The sequence below is a fragment of the Candidatus Endomicrobiellum cubanum genome, from assembly GCF_031278955.1.
In the GTDB taxonomy this organism is placed as follows: Bacteria; Elusimicrobiota; Endomicrobiia; order Endomicrobiales; family Endomicrobiaceae; genus Endomicrobiellum; species Endomicrobiellum cubanum.
This window is the reverse complement of the sequence record NZ_JAITJM010000035.1, coordinates 1-13,487: the sequence shown is the minus strand read 5'-3', so window position 1 is coordinate 13,487 and position 13,487 is coordinate 1. Positions and strand designations below refer to the sequence as shown.

Sequence of the window (13,487 nt, the reverse complement as noted above, 5' to 3'; positions counted from 1 at the left end):
CAGATAATACAAGTGTAGAATTACTGCAAGTTTGGGAATGTGAGACTTTCTTTCAGCATTGCTTCGCGTCCACTCACAATGACACCAAATAACGCTTTTAAAAAGGTTGGCTGTTGGCTACAATTTTATTCTCACTCATTTTTTGAATCCTATTGCAAGATTTTAGCACCTCTCTTGACCTTTTGGGTTCCCCCAAACCACCTTTTTTATGAATGATTTCCCCTTTTTTTCCTTAAAACGGTCAAGTCAGGCTCTATATTGCTTTCTCCTTTAAATCAACTTACTGTATATATTTTAGCGTACCTACCATTGTATTTTTGATATACGCTCTAAAGCCTCTTTGATTCTAGGCACAGAAACTGTAAGAGCAAACCTAATATACCCTTCTCCACTAGAACCCATACCATTACCAGGTGTACAAACAATAGCAGCTTTATCTAATAATTTACTAACAACTTGCGATGAAGTGTATCCTTTATGTACTTTTGCCCATACATAAAAAGAAGCTTTTGGTAAATTAACTTCCCATCCCAATTCTTTTAAACCTTTTACCAAAACATCTCTACGTTCTTTATATATTTGCCTAGCAGTTTTAACACAATCTTGACTTGAAGAAAGGGCAGTAATGGCCGCTTCTTGGACCGCTTGAAAAACTCCGGAATCGTAATTATCTTTTACTTTTGAAATGCCCTCAACAATTTCTTTATTGCCACAAACCCAGCCTATACGCCAACCAGTCATATTATATGTTTTAGAAAGAGAATGAAATTCTACGCCAACTTCTTTTGCTCCGGACAATTCTAAAAAGCTTAAAGGTTTTTCTTCTTCATCATAATATATTTCAGAATATGCTGCATCAGCTGCAATAATTATGTCATTGTCTTTAGCAAATTTTATAAGTTTAATATAAAAATTTCTAGGAGCTACTGCAGCCGTAGGATTATTAGGATAATTTACAAACATTAATTTAGCTTTTTTAACAATTTCTTTTGGTATAGCATCTAGATCTGGTAAAAAATTATTTTTTTCAAGAAGAGGCATAAAGTACGGTATGCCATCTGTAAAAATTGTACCTGTATTATATACAGGATATCCAGGTTCTGGAATCAAGACAACATCTCCAGGATTTATAAAACCCAAATGAATATGACCAATACCTTCTTTAGAGCCTATTAAAGAACAAACTTCATTTACTTCTAAATCTACATTAAATCTTTTTTTATACCAGTCACACACAGCTTTCCTATAAGAAATAAGACCTGCTCCAAAAGGATATTGATGATTGGCCGGATTTGCAACAGCAGCTTGCATAGACTTAATTACATGTTCTGGAGTTGGAAGATCAGGATCCCCAACACCTAAAGAAATAATATCAGCTCCTCTATCTATAGCTTCTTTCTTCTTTTTATCTATTTCAATAAAAAGATAAGGAGGCAACTTTTTTAATTTTTCATTATAATTGATTTTCATAATATATGTGCTCCAATGTAGGATATACTTACGTGTCTGTCTAAAACGCTTATGTTTATTTTAAGTTTAAAACATCTGCCATATCATAAAGACCAGATTTTTGCTTTACAAGCCATTTTGCAGCCTTTAAAGCACCTGATGCAAAAGTATCCCTGGAACTAGCTCTATGAGTTAATTCTATTCTTTCTCCTTGTCCAACAAAATATACGGTATGGTCACCAACTATATCTCCTGCTCTTATAGAAAAAACCCCTATTTCTTCTTTTGCTCTTGTACAGGAAGAACCATGTCTTCCATAAACAGCAATATCTTTAATATTCTCACACTTTGCAGACGCTGCGATCTCGGCAAGTCTTGCCGCCGTACCTGAAGGAGCATCTTTCTTTTTGTTATGGTGAAGTTCTAATATTTCAATATCATAATCAGGAATTTTTTTTGTAACTTCTTTGACAAGTTTAAACAAAATGTTAACACCTACAGACATATTTGGAGAAAGAAGGATGGGTATACTTTTTGAAAAGTCTTCAATTTTCTGTCTTTGCTCAACGCTAAAACCAGTAGTACCAATAACAACAGGAACATTATACTGTTTTATGTGCTCTAAATTGTTTAAAGTGCTTTCTGGATTTGTAAAATCTATTACAACATCAGTTCCCTTCAATACTTTTCCTAAATCATTAATAGAAGAAATAATAGGATCTCCTCTCCCTATCGCTTTATTACCCTCATATTCTAAAGCAACTATAACTTCAAAATCAGAGTTCTCTATTGCAAGATTAATTATAGTCTTCCCCATTCTACCAGCAGCACCACAAACAACTATTTTCATTTCCATCCACCTTTATACTTTCTTTAACCTAATACATATAATTAAAATATACATTAAGATTTTTAGAAAAACCCTTTACTTAATTAAACCAAAAGATTTTAATGCATCTATCAACTTCAATTTATTTTCATTTTTCATAGAACACAATGGAAGTCTTAAATCTTGTTCACACATTCCTAAAATGTTAGCTGTAACCTTCACAGGTATAGGATTTGTCTCAATAAACATTGCCCTTGCCAATGGAAGAAGTTTATAGTGAATCTTTTGGGCCTCTTTAATATTCCCATTATTATAAGACTTTATAAGAGCATTTACTTCTATAGGAATTATGTTAGACAAAACAGAGATAACACCTAGTCCACCTATAGACAAAACAGGCAGTGTTAAAGCGTCATCGCCTGAAATAAGTTCAATATTTGTAACTAAAGATTTTATAGTACTCATTTGCGATAATGAACCGGATGCTTCTTTTATACCAACTATATTTTTGCAATCGCTACAAAGTGTTGCTATTGTTTCAGGTTCAATATTAACAGACGTTCTTGCAGATATATTGTAGAGAACTATTGGAATATCAACATTATCGGCTATAGTTTTAAAATGTAAGTACAAACCTTTTTGTGTAGGCTTATTATAGTAAGGAGAAACAACTAACGCTCCATCGCAACCAACTTTTTTTGCAAACTGAGTAAAACGCAAAGCTTCATCAGTAGAGTTAGACCCTGTCCCTGCAAGAACTTTTAACCTTCCTTTTACGTATTCTGCACAAAACTCTAAAATTTCTTCATGTTCTTGATGTGACAATGTTGAAGATTCTCCTGTTGAACCACATGGCACTATACCACTAATACCACTCTGGCACTGATTATCAATCAATTTTCTAAGAGAATCAAAATCAATCTTGCCATTTTTGAACGGAGTTATTAATGCTGTATATACTCCAGAAAACATAAATCCTCCAATATATGCTAACTACTATGGGTTTTTCTAAAGGGTCTGTTTAAATATTAATTATACCTTTAAAAGATATTATAGTTGGCCCCTCAAGAACTACATTATTTATTTGTAAATTAGAATCTACATCAAAAGAAACAGATAATTCATCTCCGCCTCTTGAAACTATACTGACAGGAGATTTTGTAAATCCCTTTAGTGCAGACACAATGCCTGAAGCTGTAATACCAGTACCACAAGCTAAAGTTTCATCTTCAACACCTCTTTCATATGTACGTACAAGAAGTTTGTTTCCCTCTAAAACTTGAACAAAATTGACATTTGCTCCCTCTGGACTAAAAGTTTTGTTATGTCTTATCAATCTACCATATTTAAAAACATCTACGGACTCTATATCATCAACAAATATAACTACGTGCGGAACGCCAGTATTTATAAAATCAGAATTAAAAGTTTTACCTTCTACTTGTAATTTTATATTCTGTTTTAAATCTTTAGGAGCATACAAACTGAGCCTTAGTCTATCTTGTACTAAAACTTCTGCATTAACAACCCCTGCATCTGTTTCAAAAATCATTTTTGAATCGACAATACCCAAATCATACGCGAATTTAGCAACAGATCTGCCACCATTACCACACATACAAGCGCATGACCCATCTGAATTGAAGTATTTCATTTTAAAATCTTTGTTCTGACTATTTTCAAGTAAAATTAAACCGTCTGCTCCTATTGAATACTTTCTATCACAAAGCTTTTTTGCAAGAGATTGATAATTTTCTTTAGGAATTATATTATTTCTGTTATCTATTAAAACAAAATCATTCCCTGCAGCTGTCAATTTAGAAAAATTTATTTCCATTTATTTTACCTCTAGAGAGTCTCTAAAAAAACTTTTAACATTCATTCGTTACTAAATCGTTGTAGCTTGCTCTTTTTCTAATTAAAAAAGTCTTATTTTTTGAAACTAAAACCTCTGCAAGCAATGGTCTAGAATTATAGGAAGAAGACATTGCCGCTCCATAAGCACCAGCACACTTAACTACAAGATGCTCTCCCTGTGGCAATATTGGAAGCATCCTATCTCTACCTAAAAAGTCTCCACTTTCACATACAGGACCTACAACGTCACTTTTAACTTTTTTAGCTAAAGTTTTTTTAATAGGTATTATGTCGTGATATGCACCATACAAAGTAGGTCTTATCAAGTCGTTCATTCCTGCATCTGTAATAAGAAAACTTTTTTCACCAGACTTTTTGCGATATATAACTTTTGTTAACAAATATCCAGCAGCACCTACTATTGAACGACCTGGCTCAAAAATAAATTTTTTATCTTTATCAAAAACAGAAAATATTTCAGACATAAGATTTTTCACTAATGGAACTTTTTGATTATTTTTATATTCTATACCAAGCCCGCCACCACAATTTATGTATTCAATATTTATGCCTTGCTTCTCTACTTGTTCAACTATTTTTTTTATTTTTTGCGCCGCAAGTTTAAATGGGGCAACTTCTAAAATCTGTGAACCTATATGGGAATGTATACCAGAAATTATAATATTCTTCTTTTTTTTGGCCAACAAATAAGCACTTATAGCATCTTCATAAGGAATACCAAATTTTGTACCCTTTTTACCAGTAACTATATAAGAATGTGTATCTGGATCTACGTATGGATTTATCCTAAAAGAAATTCTAGCTTTAACCTTTAATTTCTGAGCTATCTTGTTTATAGCTTCAAGCTCTTCAAAAGACTCTACATTAAACATAAAAATTTTACTTTTTAAAGCATATTCTATCTCTTGGAAAGTTTTACCTACTCCAGCATAAACAATTTTAGAAGGGACAAAATTAGCTCTTAAACATCTAAAAATTTCACCACCTGAAGTTGTGTCTGCACCTGCTCCAAGGTTAGAAAGAAGTTTTAGAATTGAAAAATTTGAATTTGTTTTACATGCAAAACAAATCATTCCCTTGTTAACAGGTAATGCTCTTTTGTATTTTTCGAAATTATCTATTATTTTATTTTGTGAGTAAACATATACACTTGTACCATATTTCTTTGCAATATCAATAAACTTCACTTGTTCAACACACAAATCTTTATCTTTAAAATTAAGCATTCTTAAAACCTCTGAAAATAATGGGCCTGTCTAAAAACCTAAGCGTTATTTTATCAAACCTTTCATATAGTGTCAAAACTCGGGAGCAATCAACTAAGCTAGACTTTATCCTCTCTGAGAAAGTATTTTAACAATATCTGCTATAGAAGAATTTATTTTAATGTATTGCTCTAAAATATCCATATGTAGTCCTGTGTTTCAATAGATTCTTGTAAATTTGCATGAAGACGAGCTATATGCTTCTGTTTTAAAGATATTTCTTCTAGATCTATATAGATTTGCATAATGTTTTCACTAAGACTTTTATCCTCTAAATAAAAAGAGTTCAAGACTTTAGATAAATTGGAACAAACAAGACTATAAATTTTTTGTATATCTTTTAGTCCTTCATTGGAAAACTCTATATTTAAGAAACTTTCTTTTTTGCAATGTGCATCAAATTTCTATTTATTAATGTACTAGGGGCATCTTTAAGCCAACGCAGGTCTTATATCTACAACTTGTAATTGTACCAATTTATTTCTATTCCTTTCTATTATATCAACGTAAAATGCAACATCTAATAAAGCTTCAGACTTTACCGCTTTAGCAAATTTAGATTTATTCCAAAAAACAGCTTGAACATTTTTGCTACCTTTATGAGAGATTTTAAATTTTAAGTGTTCTCCTTTATTACCAAAAACAGTAACTTCCGTAGGTGTTACATTTTTTATGTAAAATATTGGTTTAGCATTTCCCATACCAAAAGGTTCCATTGTCTGAACTTGTTCGTAAAAATCAACAGTAATATCAGATATTTTTAATTCATTTTCAATCAGTATTGTTTTATCATAACTTGTCTTTTCTAAATTTTTGTTTGCATAATCAGAAATTCTTCTTATAAATTCTCCTATTTTAGAGTCATTTAAAGTAAAACCTGCTGCCTGATTGTGGCCACCATATTTTATTAATATATCCTTTACACTTTCTAGAGCTGCTACTACATCAAATCCCTCAATAGAACGAGCTGCTCCTGTGGCTTCTTTCCCATCAGTAATGAACAAAAAAGCTGGCTTAGAATACGTCTTTACCATCTGAGAAGCTATTATTCCTGTAACTCCGTGTTCTAGATTAGACGCTTTTACTATTAAAACTTTATCGCTTTCTAAATTGCATTGTTCTTTTAAAAGATGTTTAAATTGTTCAATATTTTCAGACTGCAAATACTTTCTATGCTTGTTCAATTTAAGAATATCTTCATATAATTTTTTTGCTTTTTTTAAGTCTTTTGTCATAAGAAGCTTAGCTGAAAGAATACCTTTTGACATACGACCAGAAGAGTTCAGTACAGGAGTAACATTCCAAGATACCAGCTTTGCTGTTATATTAGAAGTTCCTTTTGAAATTAAAATATTATCTATTAAAAGACCAAGACCTGTATGAGAATGCGGATTATTTTCTATTATTTCTAAACCATTTTTTACTATTGCTCTATTTTCTTGGACTAACGGCACAGAATCTGCAATTGTACCAAGACAACACAAGTCAAGATTATTTTCAAAAAAACTTTTTATATTTTTATCTTTTAAAATTTCTTTTTTGTATGCTTTTTCAATAGAATAAACATCTTCTATAATATCATTAAATACTACTATTCTATTACAAATATCTTGCAACAAACTGCTTTTCAGATTTTTTGAACTAACATATACTTTAAATACATTTTTAAAATTATGTTTTATTCCAGAAACAGAATCAAACTTTTTTTCATTCAATTTTATGCCATTTTTCATATGTATACATGTTATCAAAGATTCTTGGCAATAGCATAATAAAATGTCTTTATCATATTCCTCATGATAAGAAAATATTAAAGCATACATAAGTTTCAGCGCCACTGTACAACCAGCAATATCTCTAAAAGGATATCCAGAGTCAAAAATTTTAGGATTAATAACTGCGTCCGCCTTAGGTATACCTTCATAAGGAGGTTCATGATGGTCTGTAAGAATTACATACATTCCAAGCTGTTTTGCATAATCAACTTCTTCTATAGCAGAAATACCGCTATCAACAGTAATTAAAAGTTTAACTTTTTCTAAAGCAAATCTTGAAAGTACATCTTTAGAAATACCATACCCCTCTTCAGCTGGAACATACCATAAAATATCTCCACCTAAAATCCTTAAAGTGTTTACAATAACATTTACAGAAGTAACGCCATCTACATCTTTATCACCATATACTAAAATTTTTTCTTTAAGCTTGAGCGATTTTCTTATTTTTTCAACTGCCTTTTGCGTGTCATAAAACAAAAAAGGGTTGTGTAAATTTTCTATTCCACAGTTTAAAAATTCTTTAACTTTTTCTACAGTATCTATTCCTCTGTTTACTAAAACTCCCGCAATTTTGGCGACTTTTGGCAGAGACAAAGCAATTTTGGCGACTTTTGATACATCTTCCTTCATTATATGCCATTTTCTTTCACTTTCGTTGCTCATAAATAGTTTCCTTTATTAATGGGTTTCAAAACCCCTAACGCATATCCTTACTGTCCCTTTTTGGGTACTGAAGCATTAAAAACTTGTGCTTATCGTGTGATAAGCACAAGTTTTTATCTTACCATTGTCAGAAAATTCACAGTAATTATACACATTAGGGTTTTTAGAGAAACCCCTTTTAATATTTTTATTTTCAGATATTGTATAAGAATCGTTTATCATAGCAACAGCCTCTTCTATATGGCTTGGACTATTGTATAAAATCTCAGCAATAATCTCATTTTTTTTAACATATTCGTTAATTTTTTTATAAAAAACAACGCCTGCTGAGTACTCTATAGTATCTTCTTTCTTTGCTCTTCCCGCACCAGAAAGCATTTCTGCAATACCAATTTTTTGTGAATTCATAGAAGAAATAAAATCTTCCTCTATAGACTTTATTTCCATTTTATATTTTGCCTTAGGAAGAAATTGTTGTGGATCTTCTACAGCTCTCACATCTCCACCTTGTAAATGAACCATTCTTTGAAATTTTTCTAAAGCTGCTCCGCTGTCTATTTGTTTTTGAGCAAGAATTTTTGCTTCTTGCAAAGTGATTGTTTTTTTTACATTATAGATCATAAGAGCAGACAAAAAAATTGAAAGTTCATATAGGTCATTTTTTAAGTTCCCCTTCAATATTTCTATTGCCTGCTTAATTTCCAAACTATTTCCTGCACAATTGCCTAAAGGTGCATCCATATCACTAATAACTACAGAGGTATTTACATTAAACTTTTTACCTATATTTATCATCTTTTCTGAAAGTCTTGTTGCATTAGCGTAAGTTTTCATAAAAGAACCCGTGCCTACTTTAACATCTAATACAAGGTTTTCTACTCCTTCGGCAATCATTATGCTTGAGCATATTAAAGGTATAGATTCTACAGTAGCAGTAACGTTTCTTAGGGCATATATTTTTTTATCTACAGGAACAATTTCTGTAGTTTGCCCGATAATGGAAACACCAATTAAATCCAATATATTTAAAAATTCTTTTTTATCTATATTTGTTCTAAATCCTGGAATAGACTCTAGTTTATCAAGTGTTCCACCGGTATGCCCTAACCCATGTTCTGCCATCATAGGAACACATATACCTAAACTGGCAACAATAGGAGCAACTATCAAGGATGTCCCATCGCCTACACCGCCAATTGAATATTTATCAGCAGATGCCATATTTAACATAGCCAAATCTAATTTCTCTCCGGAATTTATCATGGCATTCGTTAAATAAAAAATTTCTTCGTCTGTCATATCAACAAAAAAAATTGCCATTAAAAATGCAGACATTTGGTAATCTGGAATATCACCATTATTGTAACAAGCAACAATAAAATCTATTTCTTCTTTTGATAACTCTTGGTTTTGTCTTTTTTTATATATTATATCGTAAGCTCTCATTTATATAACCTTCTTTATGATTTTTGAGATTTTATCACTTACCTTTTTGCCATTCTTTAGTACTTCTTCATGAGTTAAAGCCTTACCATTAAACTTTGTTGACATATTTAAAACGTAGGCAATTCCTAAAACATTTATATTCATTTGGCTAGCAACTATTACCTCATACACTACAGACATTCCAACAACGTCTGCACCGAGTTTTTGAAAGGCCCTTACTTCAGAGGGAAACCTTTTACCAAAATCTTCTAAATGCACGCCTATTAGAGGATTGTACCCACTAAAATTAAGATGATCTTTTATTAAAACGATATCACCTACTGAATATTTTTTATTTATTGCCCCAACGGCTGCTGTTATTACAAGAGTTTTTAGGTATAAAAACTCATAACCCTTATAGGATAAACAACCTTTTTTGGAGAAAAACCTTCATAGTAGTGAAAATCTACCATTGAATATTAAAATGTTATTGTTTTTATAGGAACATAAAAGAAGCTCTCCTTTATGTCCTTGGACTGTTACTTTTGAGAAATGAGGTATTTTTGAATACTGTATTTTCTTTAGGATCGTAAAACCCTTCTCCATATTGCTAAGACCAGAACCTGCAACAATAGCAATTGTCGGCTTAAAACCTTTTAAAGAAAGGATGTACCTTGTTGTTTTTTTGATTTTTTCTAATACATTTTGCTCCACACTTCTCCCTTAAAAAATCAAATTTATTTTATCACTACAAAAAAATCCGTAATAATTTATTTTTTATTTAATTCCCATTTAGAGAACAATTCATCGTAATATTTTTGTTCATTTTTTGTCAGAAAGTGTTCGCGTATCATCAAACCAACAGAAGCTGTTAGCCCAAATGCTTTTATACTTAAATGTTTCTCCTGGCAAACAGTGTATATCTGTTCTACAAGATGATATATGGTCTTTCTTCTTGCTTCATTTTCTAGTGAACTTGGCAATTCAACTTCTTTAATTTCATTATTTTCCATTTTTCTCTTTTTCAACTCATTTTTTTTATAAAAAAATTCTTTCACTTATGCTTTTTTATTTACTAAATTAACACATCTTTAAAACTTGTGCCATTATTCATTTTGGGAAGACCAAAAATATCAGCCATAGTTTGAGCTATATCTGATAGAGTATCTCTTACGCCTATATTTATATCTTTTTTTAATTTTTTACCATACATTAGAACTGGAACATATTCCCTTGTATGATCGGTGTGCAGCTTATATGTTGGATCGCAACCATGGTCTGCTGTGATAATAAGAATATCGTCTTCAAGTAAATTTTCTATGAGCTTTGGCAAAAAGTTGTCAAAATCTTTTAATCCTTTAGCATACGCTTCTACATTTCTACGATGACCCCAAAGCATGTCAAAGTCAACAAGATTTGTAAAAATTAACTTATTTTTTTCAAAAGATTGATGCAATTCATCTAGAGTAACATCCATACCATTAAAATTTCCTGTAGTATGAACAGATTTAGTTATTCCCTTAGCATTAAAAATATCAGGTATCTTCCCTATACCTACAACATCTGAGCCAGAACTTTTAAGTTCATCTAAAATAGTTGTTTCTAGTGGAGTTAATGAGTAATCTTTCCTATTTGAAGTTCGCACATAATTACCGTCTTGACCTATAAAAGGCCTAGCAATAACTCTGCCAACAGCATTGTCTCCCACTAAAATATTTCTTGCTATTTGGCAAATTTCGTAAAGTCTTACAAGACCAAAAATCTGTTCATGAGCTGCAATTTGAAAAACAGAATCAGCAGAAGTATAAACTATAGGAAAACCGGTTTCTTGATGTTTTTTTCCTAAATCTTTTATTATTTCAGTACCAGAAGCTACAATATTACCTAGTATGCGCGTCCCTATTTTTTGTTCAAACCTTTCTATAAGTTCTTTTGGAAACCCATTTGGGTATACAGGGAAAGGTTTTTTTAAAATTATACCTGCCATTTCCCAGTGTCCTGCAGTTGTATCTTTAGCTGGAGACTTGGTCATCATCTTACCATAGCATCCTTCTACAAAAACATCAGGTAAAACATTTTTAGTATTTATTATTTTATAAAGCCCTAACTTTGCCATATTAGGCAAAGAAAAAGAGTTACCAATAAAGTCAAAAATATGACCTATTGTGTTTGTGCCTTTGTCTTTATATATAGCAGAATCTGGAAGTTCTCCAATACCTGCACTATCTAAAACAATTAGCACAACTCTTTTTTTCATAATTATTTTCTCTTCAACACTTTTAATGCCGCCTCTGCAATATTTATATCTTTTAATCCATATTTTACTATTAAATCCACTCCCTCACCTGATTGCCCAAACTTGTCGTTTACAGCTATCATTTCAACAGGTACTGGATAATTTCTTACTAAAACTTCACTAACTGCAGAACCAAACCCGCCGGAAATCTGATGTTCTTCAGCAGTTACAATTGCGCCACAGTCTTTAGCTGCATCAATAATAGCATTTTCATCTATAGGTTTAATTGTGTGTATATTTACAACTCTTGCTTTAATACCTTTTTTCTCTAAAACTTCTGCGGCCATCAAAGATTCATAAACCATAGTGCCACAAGCTAGAATAGCAACATCTTTCCCATCTCTTAAAACATTAGCTTTGCCTATTTCAAAAGGAGTATTTTCTTTTGTAAATATTGGAGTATTCTCTCTTCCATATCTTATATAAACAGGACCATCGCAATAAGCACTTGCAATTACAGCTTTTTTAGTTTCAATTAAATCACATGGAGATATAACTTTCATATTTGGAATACATCTCATTATTGCAATTTCTTCCAAAGCTTGATGAGTTGCACCATCTGGTCCTACCATAAGACCAGAATGAGAGCCTCCTATTTTAACATTTAAGTTGGAATAACAAACAGTTGTTCTTATTTGCTCCCAAGGTCTACCTGAGGCAAAAACACCATACGTAGCAACAAAAGGGATAAATCCCGCAACAGCAAGACCTGCTGCCATACCGACTAAGTTTGTTTCTGCAATTCCAACATTTAAAAATCTATCTGGAAACATTTTCTTAAAACCATCTATCGCAACGGACGAAATTGTATCTGCACCTAAAACGAACACTTTGGAATCTTTCTTTCCAAGCTCAACAAGTCCTTCTCCAAACCCAAACCTCGTAGCTTTTTTACCAAAAGTTTCCACCATATATTTTCTCCTAAAAATACAATCTATTTTATTGATTCGTCAATTTCTAATAATGCTTGTTCAATTAATTCTTTAGATGGAACCTTCCCATGCCACTGAGTCTGATTTTCCATATACGAAACGCCCTTACCTTTAATTGTTTTTGCTATTATTACTGTAGGCTTCTGCTTTTCCGTTTTAAATTTTAAATAGGCATTATCAATTTCATCTAAATTATGTCCATCGACCTCTATCACATTCCAACCAAACGCTTTATATTTGTCTACTAAAGGTTCAACATTCATAACATCTTTTGTTAAACCATCTATTTGTAACCCATTGTCGTCAACAATAGCGCAAAGATTATTTAATCCATAGTGAGATGCCGACATAGCAGCTTCCCAAATGCTACCTTCCTGTTGTTCTCCATCTCCCATAAGAACATAAACTTTATTATCCCTTTTTGCCTGTTTCATTCCTACAGCAATACCTGCGCCTATTGATAAACCATATCCCAAAGAACCAGTAGAAACCTCTATACCTGGCAACTCCTTATCTTTTGCAGGGTGACCTTGAAGTCTACTTCCAGCTTTCCTTAAAGTACAAATTTCATTTAAATCAAAGCATTCAAGTTGCGCCAAAACTGCATACAAGGCTGGACAAGCATGCCCTTTAGACAAAATGAAATAATCTCTGTCTGGATCGTTTGTATTTTTAGGAGAAAATTTCATATGTTTAAAATATAAACTTACTACAAGTTCAACAGACGATAAACTACCGCCAGGATGGCCAGAACCTGCAAACTCAAGCATTTTAATAATATCTTTTCTTACATTAGCAGACACCAATTTTAAATTTGTCATATCACAAAACTCCTTTTATGGGCTCTTAAAAATTCTAATGTGTATAATTGCTATAAATTTTTGACAAAGCAAAGAAAAAAACGATAAACACAAGTTTTTTAACACAGTATAGCAAAAGGATATTCATTTTTTAGAGGAACTCTTTAGCAAC

Annotated in this window: 13 protein-coding genes; all 13 read right to left on the bottom strand. The window is 31.9% G+C overall.

The window, feature by feature from the left end; translation table 11 throughout:
• Nucleotides 1-303: 303 nt before the first annotated feature.
• Nucleotides 304-1,470, bottom strand: coding sequence for an LL-diaminopimelate aminotransferase (locus LBD57_RS03215; RefSeq protein WP_373469899.1), 1,167 nt, complete (start codon nt 1,468-1,470; stop codon nt 304-306).
• Nucleotides 1,471-1,525: 55 nt separating this feature from the next.
• Entirely contained in the window at nt 1,526-2,305 is a 780-nt protein-coding gene (gene dapB / locus LBD57_RS03210; protein ID WP_373469898.1) for a 4-hydroxy-tetrahydrodipicolinate reductase, read from the bottom strand.
• 69 nt (nt 2,306-2,374) lie between these two features.
• Nucleotides 2,375-3,250 carry a 4-hydroxy-tetrahydrodipicolinate synthase gene (gene dapA, locus LBD57_RS03205; RefSeq protein WP_373469897.1) on the bottom strand — a complete coding sequence of 292 codons (876 nt, stop codon included), beginning with the start codon at nt 3,248-3,250 and terminating at the stop codon, nt 2,375-2,377.
• 49 nt (nt 3,251-3,299) lie between these two features.
• Complete coding sequence (dapF, locus tag LBD57_RS03200) at nt 3,300-4,115, bottom strand: diaminopimelate epimerase (protein ID WP_373469896.1); 816 nt, start codon at nt 4,113-4,115, stop codon at nt 3,300-3,302.
• A 34-nt stretch (nt 4,116-4,149) separates the two neighbouring features.
• The gene (gene lysA, locus LBD57_RS03195; RefSeq protein WP_373469895.1) at nt 4,150-5,382 is read right to left on the bottom strand and encodes a diaminopimelate decarboxylase; all 1,233 of its coding nucleotides are present in this window, start codon (nt 5,380-5,382) and stop codon (nt 4,150-4,152) included.
• Between the two features lie 470 nt (nt 5,383-5,852).
• A complete protein-coding gene (gene recJ / locus LBD57_RS03190; RefSeq protein ID WP_373469894.1) occupies nt 5,853-7,862 on the bottom strand; it encodes a single-stranded-DNA-specific exonuclease RecJ in 2,010 nt (669 codons plus the stop codon).
• 75 nt (nt 7,863-7,937) lie between these two features.
• Nucleotides 7,938-9,308 (bottom strand): thymidine phosphorylase, encoded by a 1,371-nt coding sequence (locus LBD57_RS03185; protein WP_373469893.1) that lies wholly within the window; start codon nt 9,306-9,308, stop codon nt 7,938-7,940.
• Nucleotides 9,309-9,668 carry a hypothetical protein gene (locus LBD57_RS03180; protein WP_373469900.1) on the bottom strand — a complete coding sequence of 120 codons (360 nt, stop codon included), beginning with the start codon at nt 9,666-9,668 and terminating at the stop codon, nt 9,309-9,311. It lies immediately after the preceding gene.
• Nucleotides 9,669-9,737: 69 nt separating this feature from the next.
• Nucleotides 9,738-10,001 carry a hypothetical protein gene (locus LBD57_RS03175; RefSeq protein ID WP_373469892.1) on the bottom strand — a complete coding sequence of 88 codons (264 nt, stop codon included), beginning with the start codon at nt 9,999-10,001 and terminating at the stop codon, nt 9,738-9,740.
• Nucleotides 10,002-10,057: 56 nt separating this feature from the next.
• Nucleotides 10,058-10,300 carry a hypothetical protein gene (locus tag LBD57_RS03170; protein WP_373469891.1) on the bottom strand — a complete coding sequence of 81 codons (243 nt, stop codon included), beginning with the start codon at nt 10,298-10,300 and terminating at the stop codon, nt 10,058-10,060.
• Between the two features lie 62 nt (nt 10,301-10,362).
• Nucleotides 10,363-11,544 carry a phosphopentomutase gene (locus LBD57_RS03165; RefSeq protein ID WP_373469890.1) on the bottom strand — a complete coding sequence of 394 codons (1,182 nt, stop codon included), beginning with the start codon at nt 11,542-11,544 and terminating at the stop codon, nt 10,363-10,365.
• 2 nt (nt 11,545-11,546) lie between these two features.
• Nucleotides 11,547-12,494: a transketolase family protein gene (locus LBD57_RS03160; protein ID WP_373469889.1), complete on the bottom strand. Its 948-nt coding sequence runs from the start codon at nt 12,492-12,494 to the stop codon at nt 11,547-11,549.
• 23 nt (nt 12,495-12,517) lie between these two features.
• Nucleotides 12,518-13,336, bottom strand: a complete 819-nt coding sequence (locus tag LBD57_RS03155; protein WP_373469888.1) for a transketolase — start codon at nt 13,334-13,336, stop codon at nt 12,518-12,520.
• Between the last annotated feature and the right edge of the window lie 151 nt (nt 13,337-13,487).

Excerpts from the sequence above, each read along its gene's own strand:
- dapA (WP_373469897.1), bottom strand. The coding sequence starts at position 3,250 with ATGTTTTCTGGAGTATATACAGCATTAATAACTCCGTTCAAAAATGGC.
- recJ (WP_373469894.1), bottom strand. The coding sequence starts at position 7,862 with ATGAGCAACGAAAGTGAAAGAAAATGGCATATAATGAAGGAAGATGTA.
- LBD57_RS03165 (WP_373469890.1), bottom strand. The coding sequence starts at position 11,544 with ATGAAAAAAAGAGTTGTGCTAATTGTTTTAGATAGTGCAGGTATTGGA.
- LBD57_RS03160 (WP_373469889.1), bottom strand. The coding sequence starts at position 12,494 with ATGGTGGAAACTTTTGGTAAAAAAGCTACGAGGTTTGGGTTTGGAGAA.
- LBD57_RS03155 (WP_373469888.1), bottom strand. The coding sequence starts at position 13,336 with ATGACAAATTTAAAATTGGTGTCTGCTAATGTAAGAAAAGATATTATT.
- LBD57_RS03215 (WP_373469899.1), bottom strand. The coding sequence starts at position 1,470 with ATGAAAATCAATTATAATGAAAAATTAAAAAAGTTGCCTCCTTATCTT.
- LBD57_RS03170 (WP_373469891.1), bottom strand. The coding sequence starts at position 10,300 with ATGGAAAATAATGAAATTAAAGAAGTTGAATTGCCAAGTTCACTAGAA.
- lysA (WP_373469895.1), bottom strand. The coding sequence starts at position 5,382 with ATGCTTAATTTTAAAGATAAAGATTTGTGTGTTGAACAAGTGAAGTTT.
- dapB (WP_373469898.1), bottom strand. The coding sequence starts at position 2,305 with ATGGAAATGAAAATAGTTGTTTGTGGTGCTGCTGGTAGAATGGGGAAG.
- dapF (WP_373469896.1), bottom strand. The coding sequence starts at position 4,115 with ATGGAAATAAATTTTTCTAAATTGACAGCTGCAGGGAATGATTTTGTT.
- LBD57_RS03185 (WP_373469893.1), bottom strand. The coding sequence starts at position 9,308 with ATGAGAGCTTACGATATAATATATAAAAAAAGACAAAACCAAGAGTTA.